This is a genomic window from Pseudomonas sp. EA_65y_Pfl2_P74 (genome assembly GCF_963970575.1).
GTDB lineage: Bacteria > Pseudomonadota > Gammaproteobacteria > Pseudomonadales > Pseudomonadaceae > Aquipseudomonas > Aquipseudomonas baetica_A.
Genome location: NZ_CAXAOQ010000004.1, coordinates 98,101 through 116,726, shown reverse-complemented (window position 1 = coordinate 116,726; position 18,626 = coordinate 98,101). Strand labels below are relative to the sequence as shown.

Annotated in this window: 21 protein-coding genes; all 21 read right to left on the bottom strand. The window is 60.2% G+C overall.

Features of this window, described 5'->3' with window-relative positions:
• Positions 1 to 39: 39 nt before the first annotated feature.
• The gene (locus AACY18_RS04220) at positions 40 to 1,083 is read right to left on the bottom strand and encodes a phage baseplate assembly protein (protein ID WP_339464352.1); all 1,044 of its coding nucleotides are present in this window, start codon (positions 1,081 to 1,083) and stop codon (positions 40 to 42) included.
• A 3-nt stretch (positions 1,084 to 1,086) separates the two neighbouring features.
• Complete coding sequence (locus AACY18_RS04215; RefSeq protein WP_339430584.1) at positions 1,087 to 2,322, bottom strand: DNA circularization protein; 1,236 nt, start codon at positions 2,320 to 2,322, stop codon at positions 1,087 to 1,089.
• Positions 2,309 to 4,084 carry a phage tail protein gene (locus AACY18_RS04210; RefSeq protein ID WP_339464351.1) on the bottom strand — a complete coding sequence of 592 codons (1,776 nt, stop codon included), beginning with the start codon at positions 4,082 to 4,084 and terminating at the stop codon, positions 2,309 to 2,311. Before AACY18_RS04210 ends, AACY18_RS04215 begins: the two co-directional genes overlap by 14 nt.
• 130 nt (positions 4,085 to 4,214) lie before the next feature.
• Positions 4,215 to 4,511 carry a phage tail assembly protein gene (locus tag AACY18_RS04205; RefSeq protein WP_007908778.1) on the bottom strand — a complete coding sequence of 99 codons (297 nt, stop codon included), beginning with the start codon at positions 4,509 to 4,511 and terminating at the stop codon, positions 4,215 to 4,217.
• Positions 4,508 to 4,855: a phage tail tube protein gene (locus AACY18_RS04200; RefSeq protein WP_007908779.1), complete on the bottom strand. Its 348-nt coding sequence runs from the start codon at positions 4,853 to 4,855 to the stop codon at positions 4,508 to 4,510. Before AACY18_RS04200 ends, AACY18_RS04205 begins: the two co-directional genes overlap by 4 nt.
• A gap of 67 nt (positions 4,856 to 4,922) precedes the next feature.
• Positions 4,923 to 6,419 (bottom strand): phage tail sheath subtilisin-like domain-containing protein, encoded by a 1,497-nt coding sequence (locus tag AACY18_RS04195; RefSeq protein WP_339430582.1) that lies wholly within the window; start codon positions 6,417 to 6,419, stop codon positions 4,923 to 4,925.
• Positions 6,419 to 6,601 (bottom strand): DUF2635 domain-containing protein, encoded by a 183-nt coding sequence (locus tag AACY18_RS04190; protein WP_221732484.1) that lies wholly within the window; start codon positions 6,599 to 6,601, stop codon positions 6,419 to 6,421. Before AACY18_RS04190 ends, AACY18_RS04195 begins: the two co-directional genes overlap by 1 nt.
• The gene (locus AACY18_RS04185) at positions 6,598 to 7,182 is read right to left on the bottom strand and encodes a phage tail terminator protein (protein WP_339430581.1); all 585 of its coding nucleotides are present in this window, start codon (positions 7,180 to 7,182) and stop codon (positions 6,598 to 6,600) included. Before AACY18_RS04185 ends, AACY18_RS04190 begins: the two co-directional genes overlap by 4 nt.
• 147 nt (positions 7,183 to 7,329) lie before the next feature.
• Positions 7,330 to 8,346 (bottom strand): phage late control D family protein, encoded by a 1,017-nt coding sequence (locus AACY18_RS04180; protein ID WP_339430580.1) that lies wholly within the window; start codon positions 8,344 to 8,346, stop codon positions 7,330 to 7,332.
• Positions 8,347 to 8,355: 9 nt separating this feature from the next.
• Positions 8,356 to 8,568, bottom strand: coding sequence for a tail protein X (locus AACY18_RS04175; RefSeq protein ID WP_339430579.1), 213 nt, complete (start codon positions 8,566 to 8,568; stop codon positions 8,356 to 8,358).
• A complete protein-coding gene (locus AACY18_RS04170) occupies positions 8,561 to 8,944 on the bottom strand; it encodes a phage tail protein (protein ID WP_339430578.1) in 384 nt (127 codons plus the stop codon). Before AACY18_RS04170 ends, AACY18_RS04175 begins: the two co-directional genes overlap by 8 nt.
• The gene (locus AACY18_RS04165; protein ID WP_339464349.1) at positions 8,944 to 10,920 is read right to left on the bottom strand and encodes a phage tail tape measure protein; all 1,977 of its coding nucleotides are present in this window, start codon (positions 10,918 to 10,920) and stop codon (positions 8,944 to 8,946) included. The genes AACY18_RS04170 and AACY18_RS04165 overlap by 1 nt, the downstream gene beginning before the upstream one ends.
• Positions 10,921 to 11,048: 128 nt before the next feature.
• The gene (locus AACY18_RS04160; RefSeq protein WP_339430577.1) at positions 11,049 to 11,630 is read right to left on the bottom strand and encodes a phage tail assembly protein; all 582 of its coding nucleotides are present in this window, start codon (positions 11,628 to 11,630) and stop codon (positions 11,049 to 11,051) included.
• A gap of 183 nt (positions 11,631 to 11,813) precedes the next feature.
• Complete coding sequence (locus AACY18_RS04155) at positions 11,814 to 12,320, bottom strand: phage major tail tube protein (protein ID WP_160056265.1); 507 nt, start codon at positions 12,318 to 12,320, stop codon at positions 11,814 to 11,816.
• A complete protein-coding gene (locus AACY18_RS04150; RefSeq protein WP_150604687.1) occupies positions 12,320 to 13,486 on the bottom strand; it encodes a phage tail protein in 1,167 nt (388 codons plus the stop codon). Before AACY18_RS04150 ends, AACY18_RS04155 begins: the two co-directional genes overlap by 1 nt.
• A gap of 2 nt (positions 13,487 to 13,488) precedes the next feature.
• Complete coding sequence (locus AACY18_RS04145) at positions 13,489 to 13,674, bottom strand: hypothetical protein (protein WP_003222199.1); 186 nt, start codon at positions 13,672 to 13,674, stop codon at positions 13,489 to 13,491.
• A gap of 103 nt (positions 13,675 to 13,777) precedes the next feature.
• Entirely contained in the window at positions 13,778 to 14,173 is a 396-nt protein-coding gene (locus AACY18_RS04140) for a hypothetical protein (RefSeq protein ID WP_339464348.1), read from the bottom strand.
• An 11-nt stretch (positions 14,174 to 14,184) separates the two neighbouring features.
• Positions 14,185 to 16,662 (bottom strand): phage tail-collar fiber domain-containing protein, encoded by a 2,478-nt coding sequence (locus AACY18_RS04135; RefSeq protein ID WP_339464347.1) that lies wholly within the window; start codon positions 16,660 to 16,662, stop codon positions 14,185 to 14,187.
• Positions 16,663 to 17,298 carry a phage tail protein I gene (locus tag AACY18_RS04130; protein WP_339464346.1) on the bottom strand — a complete coding sequence of 212 codons (636 nt, stop codon included), beginning with the start codon at positions 17,296 to 17,298 and terminating at the stop codon, positions 16,663 to 16,665.
• Positions 17,295 to 18,290: a baseplate J/gp47 family protein gene (locus AACY18_RS04125; protein WP_339430573.1), complete on the bottom strand. Its 996-nt coding sequence runs from the start codon at positions 18,288 to 18,290 to the stop codon at positions 17,295 to 17,297. Before AACY18_RS04125 ends, AACY18_RS04130 begins: the two co-directional genes overlap by 4 nt.
• A complete protein-coding gene (locus AACY18_RS04120) occupies positions 18,287 to 18,619 on the bottom strand; it encodes a phage baseplate protein (protein WP_339430572.1) in 333 nt (110 codons plus the stop codon). Before AACY18_RS04120 ends, AACY18_RS04125 begins: the two co-directional genes overlap by 4 nt.
• Positions 18,620 to 18,626: the final 7 nt, after the last annotated feature.

Below are 18,626 nucleotides of genomic sequence, written 5' to 3'. Positions count from 1 at the left end.
CAGCCCCGACACGGACAAACGTGGGGGCGGGTGTCAGGCTCAGGTTTTTTTCGGGGGGATTGGATCAGGATCGAAGGTATGCGGCGGCGCCACTTGCAGGGTCGTCACCGAGCCCTGCGCCGACAGCGAATACGTCACTTTGGAGATCAGCATGTCGCTATCGAAATCGAGCACCGGATCCTTGACCTTCACCAGCGTGTTATGACGCCACAGATCACCGTTGGACTGGCGCCATCCCTGCACTTGATAAGTGGTGGACTGTGCGCGGCCCATGCGGGTGGCGCTCTCCCATTGGGCCCGTTGCTGGGCCAGCTCGAAAGTCAGCGCCGTGCCCTCGTTAATAATCGTGGTACGCCGCCGCTTGAAGGTCAGGTCGGCCGCCGTGGATTCAACTTCGCTGACCGCCGCCCCGCTCTTGTTGTCCGAGCCTTTCTGCTGGCCGATCACTCGGTATTCGGAGAACACCTGGCTTTGATCCATCGCTGCATTGGCCGACAAAATATTTTTGCCCAACTCCAGCGCATCGCTAGCGCGTCCGCCACTGCCAGGCTTGGCCAACACCAACCGGCCCTGCTCGTCATCGGTGGAAAACACCCGCAACAACGAGAGCAAACGGTCGATCGACTGAAAGACTGTTTCTCCCGGCACGATCGTGTGTTTGGTCAACCGTGCGGTCTCGGGGATTTCGTTGACGACCATCAGCGAATACTCCATCGCCAGTGCCTGCACGATGCTCAGTAGCGGTTGCTCCTGCCATTGATTGGGCCGGTTGGTGGCGGCGCAATCGACCAGGTCCTGAGTCTTGGAACTGCCCTCGATACTCAGGCTGATCTGCCGGCCGTCATAACGAATCGGTGCCTTGAACACGTAACCGGTGAGCACCAGATCCTGGCCGATTCTCACTTCGCACGGGTCGCCCGGTTTGATCCGCTGATCCACCGTCTGCCCTGGCCATTGCCAGGTGATGTCGAGTTTGAAAGTGCGGAACTGGCGCTCCAGATCAGCGCTGATTTCCACGCTTTTCCAGCCGCCGTATTCCATGTTATTGACCGTCAGCGTGACGCGGTTATCCATCTCGCTCATGGCTTACTCCCTGGACACGTTCACGTCGTTAGGTGAAAAGCCCGGATGGTTCATCGCATTGCTCTGAGTCACTTGAGTCACCCGGGTAGCATCGGCAAATTGCTTGTAGGCCACGACCAGCGCCGGCAGGCTTTCCTGGAACGATTTACTGATCTGTCGCACACCGGATGACGCCACAGCCTTGAGATGCGCGATCAGCGCTTCCTTCACATCATTGATTGCCTGGTGATGCTTGGGGTCGGCCTTGTCCAGCATCGGATCAATGGCCGCCCCGATTGCCTTCTGCAGCGCTTTCATCTCATCGGTCACCGGTACTTCCTGACGGGTCACCGGTTGATCCGCCTGCTGAGCCACCGACGGTGTCGATGACAATTTCACCGCAGGGGTCGCTATCGGCATCGACGCCACCCATTGCGCCACTTTCACCAGCAGGGTGTCCTGCACCAGATCGGCCATGGCTTGCGCCGCCGCGTTGGTGTCCTTGCCGGTGGTGATCTTCGGCGCATCAGCCTTGCGGATGGCTTCGAGTTGTTGGGACACGTCGGCAATCACGCCACGGTAGCCTTCCTTCGCGAATGCCTTGAGTTCTTTGATATCACCAAGCAAGCCCTTGAACTCGGTCGCCACTTCCTTGGGCAATTCCTTGACCGCTTTGACCAGTTCGGTGATCTGCCGGTATTGCTCGATCAGCGGTTTGAGCTGTTCCTTGATCACCTCGTACACCCCGGTGAGGCTGTTGCGCAGATTCGCGATGCCGATCCGCGCAGCCTTGATCAGAGTCATGGCCTGTTCGAAACGCGCCACTGCCGAACCCAACAGTGTGTCGGCTTTGGCCAGCAGCACTTTCTGGGTGCTGACGGTGGCGGTCGGAAAAGGCAGCGGTTTATCGGGGTAAAACTTCAACGCGAAAGTCACCAACCCGCCGTCCTGGCGGGTGTGGGTCATGTCGCATTCGCCGACCTTGACTTGCAGGCGGCCGAGCCACGGGTGCACCAGCTCACCGCTGCCCGCCTCCAGCGCCTTGAGCAGCTTGTCACGCTGCTCAAGGCAGTCAGGGCCGATGATGAACGCCGTCAGATCGTGGGTCTTGGCCTGCTGACCAAGGTCCTCGAAAAACGGCAGGTCACGCTGCGGATACTCATGCAACTGACCTTTGCGACCGACCGGGGTTTTCGCCTGATCGATCCAGAACCCGACACCGCGAAAGGATGCCGGCAACAAACGGTCACGCCAGTTCATTGGAACCTCCTGCCGACAGCGAGCGATAGCCAATGCGCGAAGACAGCGCCAGGCCCGGTTGATTGGTTTGCGGTTGATCGGTGCGCAGCCCCGCCGGCGCATTTTCGAAGCGCACGGTCAGGCCGCCTTCGAGTTGCGTACGGTTGTTGGCGGCGCTTTGCTGGATCAGGGCGCTGGAGGTTTGTGGCAGCGAACCGCCCTGCAACACACCGTTGGACGACGTTTGAGGGCTTGCGCCAAAGAACGCCGGCGCCAGTTCCCCCTTGCCTTCTGCATTGGTCTGCTGTTGCGCCTGAGTCAAGGTTTCGACCTTGCCGGTGACCTTGGCGATCAACCCGGCGAAACCACCGTCGAACAACTCCTTGATCGGCGCAATGACGGTTTGCAGCTTTTGCCACAACTCGCCGAACCACTCGGTGATCGGCCCCCAGTTCTTGATGATCTGCCCCAGCGGCGTCCATTCGAACATGTTGTGCAGAAACTCCAGTACCGGCGCAGCCAGCGCCTGCACCACACCCCACAGCGCCGAAAATACTTCGCTGATCGGCTGCCAGTACGTCGCAATCTGTTCCAGCGGCGACCACTCGAACAGGCTCTGGAAGAAGCTTTTGATCTGCTGAGCCGAAGTTTGCAATGCGGCCCAGACCGGTTCGAAGAAGGCCACGACACTGCCCCAGTTGTTGACGATCATCCCCAGAGGGGAATAGTCGAACAACGTGCCGAAGAAGTCCTTGATGGCTTGTGCCGCCGGTTGCAGCGCCGTCCAGATCGAGACAAAGAACCCGGTGATCGCCCCCCAGTTGTTGATGATCATCCCCAACGGTGTCCAGTCGAACAGCCCCTTGAGGAACGCCATCACCGGCACACTCAAGGCCTTGAGCAATTCCCAGATCGCCGAAAACAGACCGGTCAGCGGCGCCCAGTTTTCCAGGATCATGCCGGCGGGCGTCCACGAGAACACCGATTTGAAAAAGTCGATCACCGGCGCGGTGACGGTTTTGACCTTGTCCCAGATGCCCGAGAAGAATCCCGCAATCGGGGACCACAGCGCCGCCAGTGCATCCAGCGGTCGCCAGTCAAGGATCGAGCGCAACGTCGCCATCGCACTCACACCGATGTTTTTCACGCCCTCCCACATGCCCTTGAAAAAAGCGCTGATCGGCGTCCAGTTGGCATAAATCAAACCGGCCGCCAACGCGATGCCCATCGCGATCAACATGATCGGATTGGTCTTGAGCACCATGCTCATGACGTCCATGACCTGGGTCATACCGGTGACGGCGGTTTGCATGGCAGAGAAGGCAATCGCCCCCGCCGCCAGGCCTTCGACCAGTTTCGGGTTGTCGGCGAGCAGGCTGCTGACCTGGTTCAGCATCGGTTCCAGCCCGACCACCAACGCCCCCACTGCCGGCACCAACGCCGCATCCACGGCAGCCGAGACCTTATCCATCGCCGCACTGAACACGTTCATGTTCTGCGCAGCCACTTTCGGTGCGGCGGGCAGGTCGACGGTTTTCGCCGCCTCGCTGACTTCGGTCAATTTGCCCTGAAACGCCGCCGCCGACTTGATGCCGTCCACGAACGGCGTGATCACGCTGCCGCCCTTGAACAGCCCGCTGATGTCCAGTTTGCCGAGGCCGGTCTGTTCGAGGTTTTTCTTGAAGCTATCGACTTTCACTCGCAGGGCGCCGAGTTTGGGCGACAACTCATCGATGCCGGTAATCAGCACCGATGTTTTGGGGTTGCTATCTGTGTCTGCCATCACTGCACCTGCTGCATCGCGTTGATCCGTTGCGCGTGCTCCAGCGATTCGCGGAGCACATCCAGTGGCCTGGCCATCATCTGTTCGGGGTCAACCTTCCAGAACCAGGCCAGGTCATAGGCGACGGCGATCAGGTCGGTGATGGCGCCGACGCCGCACTCATGAAAAAACTCGCAACGGCCCAGCTCAGCGCGTTGAGGTCAGCCAGATCCAACTGGTTGACCGACGACGGCGGAATGCCGGCGCACACGGCGATGTATTTGGCCGCGACGTCCATGTCGAGGCTGACCTCTTCGCTCTTGTCGATCTTGTACGGCAGCGCCTTGATCGCTCGCACTTCCTGCACCGTCGGACGGCGCAGGACGAGTTCGGTCAGGGGCTCGCCGTGAGCTTCGATCGCAACCTGAAGCTTCACGGCGCCGCTCATTGCCAGGTCCCCTTGATGCCTTCGAATTTCAGTTCGATGGTGGCGTCATCGCCCTTGGAAACGGGTTCTTCGACCAGGTACGCACCCGCCAGCACGTAGACTTTGCCGTTGCTGAATTCGCAGGTGACGGTGATGTCCGTGCCTTCGATCAGCTTCTTCAGCGGGAAGTCGGCGGTGTGCAGCGCGGTCACTTTGAACGACGGCGCGATGTCGGTTTCCTTGTAGAAGCCGGGTACGACGGTTTCGCGTTTGACCGCCATCAGCGGGGCTTCGCAGCCGCCATTGATAGTCAGTTGCGCGCCGTCGACTTTGACGTAGCAGGTGCCTGCAATCAGTTGACCCATGGTGTTACTCCCTTCAATAAAAAAGCCCACGCGAGGTGGGCTGAATGCTTGACGCTAAACGCGGTTATCAAGCCGCGTCGTCGTACTGCAGACGGAATTGGTTGAGCAGTGCGAACACGCGCAGACCGTTGATGTAATCCGGCGGGAACAGCACGTTCACGCGGCTCGGGTCCTGCACGTCACGCTCGACGATCAGGTGCTCGGCGAACAGCTCGGCGTTCTCGACGTGGCCTTCCAGTTCGAGCTTGGCGTACTGGGCAATCAGCTCACCGCGAATGGTGCTCGGGGTAACGATTGGCTGGCCGGCGCCGAAGCGGGTGCCGTCGGAGGCCAGTTTGTGGCGACCGTATTTGCTGGTGATCACGCTTTGCAGACGACGCACGATGAACGCCGACTGGTGCATGGTTTCGCTGTCCAGGTAGGAGTTGTCGGCCTGGCCGTAAGCGTTCTTCTGGTACGTGGTGATCGAACGCTGGATGCGCACGTAACCGCCTTCGTAGTAAGCGGTGGCGATGCCGTAGTTGAGCAGCGACTGACGCTCGGTCAGGGTGAAACGCTCGCTCGCCGGCGCCGGATCGACACCCGGCAGGCTGCCGCTCTGGGTCGGACGGCTGGCGTCGGCGGAGATGAACACCGACGTGCGTGCGGCCAGTGCGGCGGCTTGAACCCAAACCGGTTGCGGTACGCCCGGCTCCAGCGCCTGAATGGTCATGTGCTGGTCGTTGCGGGCCTGGCCTGCGGCGACCAGCGTGCCAACGGTGCCGCGCTTGGCGCTGTAGACGTGACCGAACAGTTGCTTGGCCCAAGACCAGCGACCGGTGCTGTCATCCATGACCGCTTGCCAGGTGTTGAGGGTCGACAGATCCGACCACGGCAGCGCGATGAATTCGAACGGCTCATCGCCCAGCGCCGCGACCGCAGCGACCTGATCCGGTACACCGACGCCGCCGGTCATGGCGGTAATCGCGGTGGTCAGGCCAGCCGGGGTTTCTTCGCCGTTGCTCTTGCCCAGGCGATTGAATTGCAGGCTGATGTCGTTGCCGCTGTCGCCAGTCCATTTCGCGGACAGGGTCACTACACCTTCAACAGCCGCAGCGCTGACCGGCAGATCGGCGGTGGCATTGATTTTCTGCGCCAGCGCAGTGGCCGCTTGTGCCGCCGTGGCACCGTTGACCACGGTGGCTTGCACACGCACACCACCGACGTACAGGTTGAGCACGCCAGCCTGAGTCGCGGTGCCGGTCAGGGTCAACACACCTTTGGCGATAGCGCCTTCAACGTTGTGCAGTGGCAGGCACCAGATCTCGCCGATCGGGTCAGCCTTGCGGAAGGTCTCGTACATCGAGGCGAGCATCGAACCTTGGCCGCCGATGCTTTTCGCCAGCGCGACGCTGGAGACCAAAACCAGTTTGCCGACTTCGGTCGGCGCGATGTTGTCATTGACCTGGGCCACGATCAGACGGCGCATGGCCGAGGTCGCGCTATTGGCGGCCGAGTTGTCCATTTCGGCATAGAACAGCGGTACACGAATGTCCGCGGGGATGTTGCTGAATCCGATCGCCATTATTTGGCTCCCTGTGGTTTAGCCGCTTTTGCGGTTTTGAGTGTGATATCGCCGTCGGTCAGACGTCGGCGCCACCAGGCGCTGTCCAGCACTTCACGGCCTTCAAGAGGCAGCAGATCGCCCGCCTCCGGGTCTGGCACGGCACGGCCAGCGGCCGGCACTACGGTGATGCGATTGCTCATGGGGTTACGTCTCCAGAGAAAGTCAGTTCCACGCGCCCATCGGGGCCCGGGCGTTTCAGGTTGGGGTCAGCGGGGTCGATCGCATCGACCCGCACGGTGGCCCCGGTAAAGGACGACAAACCGTCCAGTTCACGTTCGTGCCAACTTTCCGCAGGCTGACTCGGCAGATTGCGGCCAAGCTGGAACTCGGCAAAAAAGCGCAGCCGGTAAAAGACGCGGCTGCTGTTGATCGACACCATCTCGCCGCCGTCATAAACGATGGCGCTGTAGTCTTTTTCCGGCTTGAACCCCACCAATGCGCGCCACAGTTCGGCACGCAGGTCGTGCAACAGATCCAGCGCTTTTGTAGCGTCGCTGGCGTCAAGCACCAGAACGATGTCGAAGCGGTCGCGGATCGGTTGGGTGGTGAGGTTTTGGGCGGTGCTGTTACTGGCCAGATCGGCCAGCGGTGTGACGTGGGCCGAAGGTGTCGGCAGATCGGCGTTGCCTTGCAGCAAGGCCAGATCGACACCGACGGCAATGTGATTGGCAAGGCCAGGGCATTGCGCACGCAACTGCGTGAGGATCGGGGTGATCTTCATGGTGGTGTTCCAGAATGAAGGGAATTACCGCAGGCCCCCATGTGGGACCGGGCTTGCTCGCGAAGGGGACGGCGCATTCAACATCGATGGCGACTGACACAACGCTTTCGCGAGCAAGCCCGCTCCCACTTTGAGTTTGTGCGGGGATCAGGTCTTGGCGTCGAGGCCGCTTGCCTCGATCAAGCAGCGATAGCTTTCCTCGCGCTTGCCGCTGGCGGTGACCTTTTTGATCGACCAGCGACCGCGCATGAAGTCCGGCCAGGTGTCATCGAGCACCAACAGGCCTTCGGCGGCCAGCAGCGGATCGCCTGGGCAGGTAACCTTCAGCTTGTATTTCTCGCGCAGCATCTTGCGCACTTCGGCTTCGCCGATGGCTTTGGCTTCTTCTTCACTGGCCTGTTTCTGGCGAATGACCTTGTAGGGCTCGGAACCGGTTATCACCTCGCGCAGTTTGCCGGCGGCGATGTCCCAGAAGCAGGTCTTGCAACCCTGATTCTGAGTACGGGCCGTCTCTTCCAGTGTGGCGCTGATGAAGGCGTGATCCCCCGGTCGATTGTTGCTGGTCACCGACAGCCTGACGTCAGGTATCACCTGGCCCGAGAGGTTTTTGAGCTGCGCCGGTTTCGCCAGCACGTAGAGGTCGTTGAACGGTTTGGCCACCGCGTCGTACTTCTTTGCCAGTCGTGTGATAAAGCTCATATCGGTTTCGTTCGACTGATCAACATGAGCAATCCGGATCAGCGCCAGCTCTGGATCGACGCGCGGCGAAAAACCGTGCGGCGAGACCAGTTCGCGAAACAGTCCGCCCAGGGTTGTCGGGCCATGACTGGCTGTGCGCCGTTCCTTGAATCGGGTCTCATCCTTGCCGCTGAAAGGCGCTGCGGTAGCCACCAGTGTCAAGCGTAACGGGAACAGCGTCGGGGTCAGTCGAGTCACCTTGAACTGGCCCTTTTCGACCAGCCCGGACTCCAGATAGCCAACCCGCAGGCCGATTTTTCCGCCCAGGGTCGGCAAGCCTTCAAGGCCTTCCAGGTCGATCACCAGTGTCAGCTGATCGGACTCCATCCCGGCGGCATCAATGTGTTCCCAACTGATCAGGCGCTGGTTCAGCAGGGCATGGTTGGCCCCGTAGATTTCGATCGCCGGTGTAAATCCCTGTGCCATGCAACCTCCTTAGTCCCACGCCAAAACCGGCTTGATCGCGGCCGGTCTGCTGTCGAGTTCCGGCAAGGTCACCCAGACACCGGCCGGCAGGACCGGGCCGTGTTCGGCCAGGGTCGGGTTGAGTTTCCACAGGGCTTCTTCGGCGGCGTCATCGCTGCGACCGGTCTCGCGGTAGAGCAGCAGATTCACCGAATCACCGGCCACGCTTCGGACCTTACGCATTGTTGAACTCCGCTAATTCGAGTACCCACTTGATTACCATCGCGGTGCCGTCATCGATGACCTCACTCTGGTTTTCCTGAACGCTGGTGATCCGCCACAAACCCCAGTTGCGACCGATGCCGTCGATCAACGGCAGCGGTGCTCTCAAGGCTTGCAGCGCACGCAGCTCATCGAGCCGTTCCATGGCCACGGCGTACATCGCGGTGCCGCCGATGGTCAGGGTTTCCGGTTTTTGCCCGGTCTGATGGGACTTGGGTTTACTGGTGAGTATCGGCAGTTCAGTCCAGCCACCGTCGGATTTGCGCGCCAGCGTGCTGTAGGCGAAATTGCGCGAGAGGCCGAAGATGAAACTGCCCAGGGCCATTTGTTGTTTCATCAGGCGACTCCATCGGTCAGGGCTGCGTCACGGCGGGTGGCGAGGGGGTTGCTGGACATCAGCGGTGTGAATTGGTTGTCGAACTGACTTTGCAGATGCTGTGTGACCAGCAATCCGATGTTTTCCGAACTGCCGGGATCACTGCAGTACACCTGAACCGAAGGGGCGAAGGTGACATGCTGGTTGGAAGCCTGGGAGCTCGCCAGATCCTTGCTGACCTGGCCGGGTGCGGCGAGTGTGTCAGACGCGACGACAACTAGCCTTTCACCCATGGCTGCTCCCGCGTCCCCGTCCGAGGCTGGAACAATCTGGGAAATCGCCCCCATGGCAACGCTCGATGGCCCCAGGCGGGGTGTATTGAGCAATGACGATTGTTCGCCGATTTCCACTTCCCTGACGGTCGCGGGCGCCAGACTGGCGATCTCCGTCACCGGCGGATCCGTTGGAAGCTGCAAAGCAGAATCGGCGGTAGACGAAACGTCCGGTGGGGTGGCGGACGCGCCGCCGGGTATCCGTTTGCGCAACCGGTCTTTCGCCTCATCGACAACGGCGTCCAACAACACATCGAAGATCTTTTTCAGCGCTGTTCCCACCGTGATGATCACGGCAGAAGTCGTCGGATGCTCCTCGGCGAATTCGCTCATTCTGTCGAGGCTGGCACCGGCAACACTCAGCGTCTGTGGAGAAGGCGACACTGCATTGGCGCTGGCGATCGCCAAGCGCTCGTTTCGCGCATTCTGAGCGTTCCACTGTCCTTGCGGGGTATTGGAGAGGGCCAGTGCAGACTGGTGCACCGAACTCTGATAACCGACCTTCGAAGTTGCGTATTGGTCTTTGTCCTTCACTTGCGAGAAGGCCTCGTTGACGTCACCAAGGTTCTGCGACAGCAATTGCACGGCATTACCGCTATCGGCAAATAACGTCTGCGCCAACATGGCGCGTTGCTCGGCCGGTTTGGCATTGAGCGCAGCAAATACCGCGAGCACCGCACCCTGTGCATTTTGCTTGTCGGGATCATGCATCTCCGCGGTCACGGCCGCCGGATCAAGCCCCAGTTGCTTCCAGGCGCCACGCTCGGAGGCGGACACGCTGCCCCCTTTATCCAGTGCGATGGAAATGCTCTTCAACACCTCGCCGGCATCGTCTTTCTTCGTCCCGCTGTTGAGCAAAGCTGCCGAAAGCGCGGCGGCTTGCTCAGGTTGCAGGCCCGCCGTGATCGCCGCACCACCCGACTGCTTGAGGACGGCACCGATGTCTGCCGGTTTGGCCCCCCCCGCCATTTTGCCGAGCTGGTTTGTCGCATCCGCAAGGTCAAACGCCTGATCTCGAGTGAGCTTCATCGAAGTGCGCCACACCGCCATCATTTCGGCGACTTCCATGGCCGGGACTTTGAAGGCTGACGCAACGGACGCAGCATCACCGGCGAAGTTGAGCAATTCAAACGGCTTGTCCGATGCATTGGTCAGTTCATTGCCGATCCCTGCGTCAGCCGCCAGCGTCGCAACCTTGAGCAACTCTTGACCGCTGGTGCCGCCCGCCGCCACCAGTGGCGCACTGGCCATGATCAAGCTCGACACTGCCATTTCATTGGTCTGCTTTGGCGGCAGTTGCGCGGCGCTGCCCAACTCGGCCGCAGCCGAGTACAAGTCAATTGCGGGTTTGAGACTATCAGGCGCTTTGGCCCGCTCACTTGCCTCACCCGGCGTCGTCGCTTCGCGGGCGGCCTCGCCCTTCGCAGCGATATTGAGCGGGATCGAACGCAGGTTGGACAACACCAGCCGCAACGCGTCGATCGCCGCCGTCAGCGAGCCGATCTTGCTGCTCGCCGTGTTGAGCGCCTGACTCAGGCTGGAAACCTGCTCGCGGGCAATTGCTCCTGTACCGGCGCTCGCCGCCGCCATGTTCAAACGGCTGTTGCCGGGCGCAACAGCACTGCGCTCATCGGCATTCATCGGCGCATATTTACTCTGTGCCATGCCGCTCTACTCCTGTTTCACGCCAAGGCGAGTGATCGCTATGTCGTAGCGGCGCAACGCCTTTTCGGCGTCCCATTCCAGAATCTCCGCCTCACTTACCGAGTAAATGAGCGGGACGATATCGAGGATTACTTCGATGTCGCGTTCCGAAAGTAGGCCGCCGGCTGGTTTAAAAAATCGTCTATGCGCACCTGCAACTGGGTCCAGTCCGGGACGGTCAAGTGAGCCAGATCGGGGATCATCAGGCCGGCGCAGTGGGCGGTGATGAACTCGGCGCGTTCCTTGGCCGTTTTCAGTTTCTTCATCACTTTGGTGGCGCGCAGCACCGGCATTTCCAGGCTCAGCGACGTCACGGTGCGGCCGGTCACGGCGAGCGGTTGCAGCAGTTGGATTTGATCGGGATCGTCAGACTTTTCCGCGTCTTCAACCTGATCGAGAAAGTACGACGCCGGACGGGTCGACATTTCGTGCACGTACTGGGCGATGCTCACGTAGTCCGGGCGTTTGAGCTGGTCGAGTTCCTTGACCGACAGGCCGGTAGCGAGCAGCGCCAGTTCGAAGAACTGATCGTCTTCATCATCGCCGGCGCGTTCCAGCGCTTCTTTTTGCGCGGCATAGAACAATGGTTTGAGCTGGATCTGTTCGATCTGCGCGCCGTCGTCGCCGGTGATCGGCGACAGCAGGTCATGCTGGGGTGGCATCCACGACATGAATGAATTCCTTGGTGATTCTTGAGGAGGGGTGTTGCTAAACATCGGCCAGTCACACTGGCCCAATGTGGGAGCGGGCTTGCTCGCGAAGGCGGCCTGTCAGATGAATGAGTGTCGACTGTCACACCGCATTCGCGAGCAAGCCCGCTCCCACAGGGTCAGGTGCCGGGCTGGCTTACAGCGTTACGGCATCAGCACCGCACGACGCGCATCACCGAGGATGTCGACGCCGTTGAGCACGAATTTCTGGGTGCGCACGTCGATGTCGATCACCGGAATGCCGTTTTCCAGACGGTTGTAGGTGCGGCAGGAGAAGTCCAGCGTCGTCAGGGCTTTGCCGCCCATTTTGATCGCGTCCTCACCCATGGTTTTGAGCTTGCCGCCGATGGTGTGATAGGTGAACCAGGTGTTGCCGTCCTGATCCTGACCGGCTTCACGCACGTTCAGCAGGATGTCGTCGCCCAGTTTTACCCCCATCGCCAGCAACACTTCAGCACCGGTGCCTTGCAGCTTGATCTGAGCATTCAGCGGCTTGGCGCTCTTGGCCATTTCCTCAACGATGAAGCGCCCGCCCGTCATGCTTTCCATGTCGAAATCGATTTTCGGCGGGGTGAATTCCTCAACGGTCGCCGACAGCGGCAGGCCTTGCAGGGTGGCCGCGATGGCCTGTCTTACGCGGTTGGTAAACATTAGAGAACGTCCTCCAGGAACTGCTCGATGATTTCATCGCGGGCGTTGAGTTGATAAACCATGTGTTCGTTCGGCGCGTAGCGGCCGTAGTCGATGACCACGTACCAGGTGCCGTTCTTGTACTTCTCGACGCTGTTGAGTTCCGGGTGCAGATAGACGCTACCGCCCGGAATGGTTTCGTCGGCGACCAGGGTCTGCAACCAGTCGTTGATGCGCTTGACCTCCTGATCCATGAACGACTTGGTCAGGTTCTTCGCCATGGCTTTCTGGCCGGCCTTGACCAGCTTGCGGCTGATCGCATCTTCGAGGCCGACGTAGCTGATGAACTTGCCGGTGATCGAGCGGTTACCCAGTAGCGAGAAGCCGCCGAGCACGGTGCGGGCGTAGTAGCTCACGCCGTAACGGTTGAGCAGATCGCCTTCGGTGGAGGTGTCGAGGATGTTGTATTCCACGACGCGGGAAACGTCTTCGGCGTAGGTCACCTGGTTGCCCGGGCTCTCCCACTGCTTGACCTTGGCCAGCGCGGCAATCGCCAGGCTGGAAGGCGACAGGAAGACGTTTTTCTTCGCCGCTTTCGAGTACACGGCCGGCATGTTGTGCACCACCAGGCAACGGTCGAAACCGAGATCGGCGCCGCCCAGTTCCTGGCTGTACAGCACCTGATCGGCGACCGAGGCATCCTTGCCATCCAGTACCACACGGGCCTTGATGCGCTTGCCGAACGAGGCGAACTCGCTGGCCACCGCTTTGGTGCCGGTGAAGCCCGGCGCGCCGATGATGGTCAGGTCTTCCGGGACACTGCCCAGTGCGGCCAGACCCAGTTTGCGGCCAGTCGCCGGCTCAACGCCGCCAATCACTGCGTTGACGGTGTCGGCGGGGGTCGCGCCCGCTTCGACGATCACTACGTAAACCGGCACCTTGACCACTTTGAGGATCTGGTAAACCGCGTGATACAGCGTGCCCTCTTCCGAACCGGTCGGATCGAGCAGCGCATGGGTGGTGAAGCTGTTGATGCGGAACGGTGCGTTACGCGGAATCAGCGGATCGGCCTTCGGCGCAGTGCCGACCAGACCGATGACGTTGTCACCCAGGCCACCCATGGCCTCGGGGGATTCGGTGGCATTGACGGTAATGCCGTTGTGCTCGAAGTTCAAAACCTCAGCCATGTTCAGTCAGCCTTCTTGGCAGCGGCCTTTTTGGCCTGGGTGGTAGGTGTTTTCAGTTCCAGTCGACCGGCGGTGTGCAAAGCACTCGCCTCGACGTCGAGCAGATCAAGGTCTTGACCGACGCTCGACCAGTGCCCACCGCCGGTGGGGAATGGGACGAGCACGGTGTAGGTTTGGCGGGTTGCCATTTTTCGTTTCTCCATAAACGGGAAAGCCCCTCGTGGGGAGGGGCTTGGCGGGTGTTGAGTTTCGTATAAGAAAACGCCCTGGCGATGCGGGGCGTTTATTCAGTTATGGCAACCGAGGAACTTGCCATGGGAATTCCTGCTGAATTTCATTGAATCTGCACACTCCAGCAGCACGAATACCTTCCCAGCCTGGTTCTCCCATAATTTCCATGCGCTGCGCTTCGGCGAAAAATCGATCCGAACCGGTAGTGGGATTGGCATAAGCGCGAAGTCGTAGAGCTTCGACTTCCTCAGCGGTATATGACGCAGGCTGTTGCTCAGGCAGGGCATGTTTGGAAATAACGCCCGCGGCATCGAGTTTCCAAACGCCATCCATCTCTTGTGTAATGCGCATCCACAGGCTTTCATCGACTTCGAGGGCGCCCTCGGGAATTTCATTTACGCCGCGAATCAGGCGTGAGTTGAGAATGCCTGTGGCATCAAATGTCACGTACTTCATGCCATTCACCTTTAATGTCCAATAGAGAACCAAAAGAAGTTCGTGGGCGTTTGTATTGCCCCGCCCGACAAACCAGAGCTGACGCCTACGGCTGTGAATCCGGTATTCGACGGCATACTCGTGAACTCGATTACATCGGCCGCACCCGAAACGTTGAACGGTGTGGATTGCACACCCAGACAGGCGTTAGGGAAGCTCAACGGAAACGGAACTGCCGTGAAGGCAGCCGGGATCGAGGCATAACCCCACTGGATGATCAGACCACCCAGCCATGTTGGAAAAACCAGATAGCCGTTCGCGGCCTTTAATATCTGGAATCCCCAGCGCAGTTTCTTCGGTGTCACGATGGTCGTGTCATCCGCTCCCGAATCCGCTTGTGCCTGAGTGGCAATTTTCGCCGAGCCTCGGTTGGTTTCCGATGCTTGCTGCGCGAGAACGGCCAACGCGGCGATATCGATGCTTCCCTGATTGATCGGGGCGTTCCAGGCTTTGATGCACCACATGACACTGATGTTTCGTGGGCGTGCTCCAACAAGAATGCCTCGGTCATAGATAGGCAGACTGTCTAAATATGACAGCCCTGCTCTCTCAGCCGTGCTAACGGAAATGCCGGTATCCGGATACATGGCCTTACTGACAACGTCACCTCCAACGTAGGAATGACTGTTCTCAGTGAGAGTCGGACCAAGCTTGAACCCAACGGTCGTGTCTTGCAGCGCTGTAAGTGCGGGGGTTACTGCATCGGTCGCTATGAGTGTTGCCTTTTGGAAGCTTCCCAATTCCCGTCCAGCGTCTACTCCTCGGCCATGATCCCAACCACGCAGAAATTCACCACGCGACTCTGGCAACCGGAAATTGCCCGCGCCCTCGTTACCTTTGTTGTAGGTGGTGCCGAGAAACGCTGCCAGATCCGGATAAGTCGCAATGCTCTGCACACTGCCATCCAGCTCCAGATAACCGGGTGCAACGATCCCTGTCGGGAATGCCAGAACAGCGCCCACCGGAACGGCGGACTTGAGCCGTTCGACTTCCTTGGCCAGCGCGGCAACATCGATGGTTCCCTGATTGACCGGGGCGTTCCAGGCTTTGATGCACCACATGACGGCGATGTTGCGAGGTCGTGCCTCCGCTCCACCAGAACTATTGAAGCCAGCCGCGAAATTGGTCATTACAGCAGTATTGCCGTTGTCTACCACTACGGCACTCGGATTGCTGCCGGAGGCGTTGGCGAACGCCTGCATGCGTGTGACGGTATGGGCATGCGACTTGTTGTCGTCGGCTTGCCAACTGCCGAGGCCTCGTCCGGCATCCACACCGCGCCCATGATCCCAACCACGCAAGAACTCCCCACGCGCCTCAGGCAAACGGAAATTCCCAACCCCTTCATCACCCTTATTGAACTTGCCGTCCAGATAGGCGCTCAAGTCCGGGTAAGTCGCACTACTCTTGACGCTGTTATCCAGTTCAAGAAACCCCGGCGGTGGCGAGTCAACCGGGAACGCCACAATCGAGCCCACCGGCAACGCCGACGCCTTGGCAATCAGCGCTTCAACTTCAGCCTTGGTGTAAGAATCCTTAATGCCAAACCCGGCCAACGTTTCAGGATTCGCCCCGGCAGTCGCCCGGCCATATTCATCAACCGTCAGACTTTTGTAAGTCCCGGCCGCAATCCCGGTGCGCCCGGCGAGCATCTTGAAGGTAAGTGAGGTGGTGCCCAAGGTGATCGGCGCGTTGGTGGTCAGGTGCCACAGCGAATCTCCGTTCGCCGCGCCCTCCTCCACCATCACCGTCAGACCGGGCGTGACCTTGGCGCTGGTATTGGCATCGGTCGCCCGCACCCAGTCGCCATTGGCGACGATCCACAGGCCGTTATCCTTGGCCAGGGTCTGGTTCGTCAGCAACACGCGGTCGCCAGCAATCACGGCCACGCCGTCGATTTGCTGCGCGCCGTTCAACACAATGTTGTTGGATGCAGCAACACGCACCGATTGCTTGCCATCGAGTTTGCCGAGTTCTTCGGCGAGGTAACTCATGACCCATGCACGAGTCGCCTTCACCACCGTGTCATCAATCAACAACGTCACCAGCGACGCATTGCTGGTCTCGAAAATAGAGCGAATGTAGAACTCTTTCCCCGACCCCGACGTGGCCAAAACCGGTTTGAACGACTCCGGATATTTGACGATGGCGTAGAGAACGCCAGTGTCCGTCCACAGCCCCGCTTCCCGCACATACCAACCGCCAACATCCGGCGGAATGGTCACTTCGGCGAGCAGCCAGCTCGGATTCTTCTCGTCCTGGAACAGCGCATTGAGCGGCCCGCGCCAGACTTCACGTTTCAGCGCCGTGGCGGTCGCGGCCGGGTTGTAGACCGAGCCGCCGCCGTCGCCGACGGAAATTTGCGTCAACTTGATCGGTACGCCCGCGGCCTTGCACGCCGTTTCATAGGCAATCCCTGCGTTGGTGAGCAGGGTGTAATAGTCAGCCATTCAGGCCCCCTGAGGATAAATAGTGGATGTTTCGACGGTGTACAAAGCAGCGGCCATGAACGCCTCGCCAGAGGTTTCAAGCCCTTCGATGAACACCGGATAAACCGTGGTCAGTTCGCCGCAAAAGGTCGCTGCGCCGATGTAATGTCTGCCAAAAGCGCTCAAGCCGACCGAGACCGACAGCACATCCCGTTCGCTCTTGGCATCGGCCAGCCGTCGGTCGAGACGGGCGTCGATTTCTTCGCTGTAGGGTTGGTCGCTGAAGGCGCGCACGGTAAAGCTGTAGGGCGCGCCGGGCGGTGTCTGCTCGTACCAAGCGCGAACTTCGGGGCGCAGTTGCAACCCCTTGGCCGCGTTCTCCAGTGCCTTGCGGGTGCCGGCCTGGCGTGCGGTGGGCCAGGCGAGTTCGACGGTCAGGCGCTTTTCCGTTTCCGGTGCGGCAGTGCTCCATTCGGCGACACCGCGATCCGCCGCCAGATACGGCAGAAACGCGACCGGTGTTTCACTCGGATTCATCAGTTCAGGAAACGGCGGCACGATGCGATCAAGCAGTGCGCCGAAGCCCTGATCCAGCCCGCGTTCGAGTGCCGAGCTGTTGGCCGGCAACAAACTCGGGCGTTGTGTTGGCTCACTCATAACGTCAGCACCTCGACCTCGACCGCCGTGCAGTACGGCGCTTGAAACGCAGTGGTCACGATCGGCGCCAGCGGTTCCAGAATCTGCAGTTGCACGGCACCGGCGCTGTGCAGCGTGTAGTCGATCCAGCTCGGATCGACCCGTCCTTCCAAACGATGGCAACTGTCGGCGTAAGCCTGCAGTTGCTGCTGCGCGGCGACTTGGGTCAGGCCCGAATCGGGGCCGGAATTGATCTTGGCAACGACGCGAATTTTGTAGCGCTGAATGTCGGCAGCCTTGACGGTGACGAGGTCAGTTTCCGGTCGCACATCGGGCCGGGCGAAGTGTTGGCGAACGCCTTCAAGCAATGCCTGCGAAGGCGTGCCGTCACCGTTCCGAGCAAGCACGGTGACCTGCACTTCGCCCGGCGCGGTGCGGCGGCCATTGCCATCCTTGACCTGCGCGGGGAGGCCATCCGGGTTGAAGGTGTAAGTGACATTCACCACACCGGCATCGGTGGATTCGACTTTCACCGTCGGCCGTTCGCCGAGGGTGAACACCTCGCGGCGATACTGCATCCGCGAACCCGCCGCCGGTGCATGCGGCGCCAGGTAATAACGCAACCGGGCGTCGTCGTCGCTTTCGTAAATCGCCGGCACTGGCGGGAATGCCGCCGGGTCACCCGGATCGAGCAACTGCCGCTCCAGGCCCATGTCCGCCAGCCGTGCGTCGAGGTTGCTGCCAGTCGCCCACCACGCCAGCATCTGCTTGATGCGGGCGTTGTATTTGCGCTCGTGGGTTTGCAGTCGAACGCAGAAGGCTTCGAGCGCCATCGTCAGCAACTCGCTCTCGTTCTCCAGACTGGTTTTGAGTTTCGCAGCGCTGCCCGGCGCTCGGGCGCTGACGTATTCGACGACGAAGGTCTTGAACTCGGCGAGCAGGTCTTCGAAGGCGTCGACGGCGATCAGCGCGGGTTCGGCCAATTGGTTCTGGCCGGGGATCAACATGCTCATGTCACGACCTCGAATGTCTGTTGACGGTTTTTCCAGGTACCGGCGAAACGCAGCAGCAGACCGGCGCCCTGACGGCTGGCGACGATCACTTGCGGCTGAAAATCATCGATGCCGTTTTGCTTGTTGTAGAACGCCTGTGCTGCGTGGCTCTGAGCCAGAAGCAAAACGTCGTCGCCGAGGTTTTTCCCCAGCAGCGTGGGGATCAGCGAGCCATAAAGGGGCCTTTTTTGCCGGGTGCCCAGCGGTGTGGTCAGGGCCCGGGTCGCGCGCTGCACAAACTGCAGCCAGTCGTCGACCGTGGCCCCGCTGTCTCTATCGATTCCGATCATGGGAAGC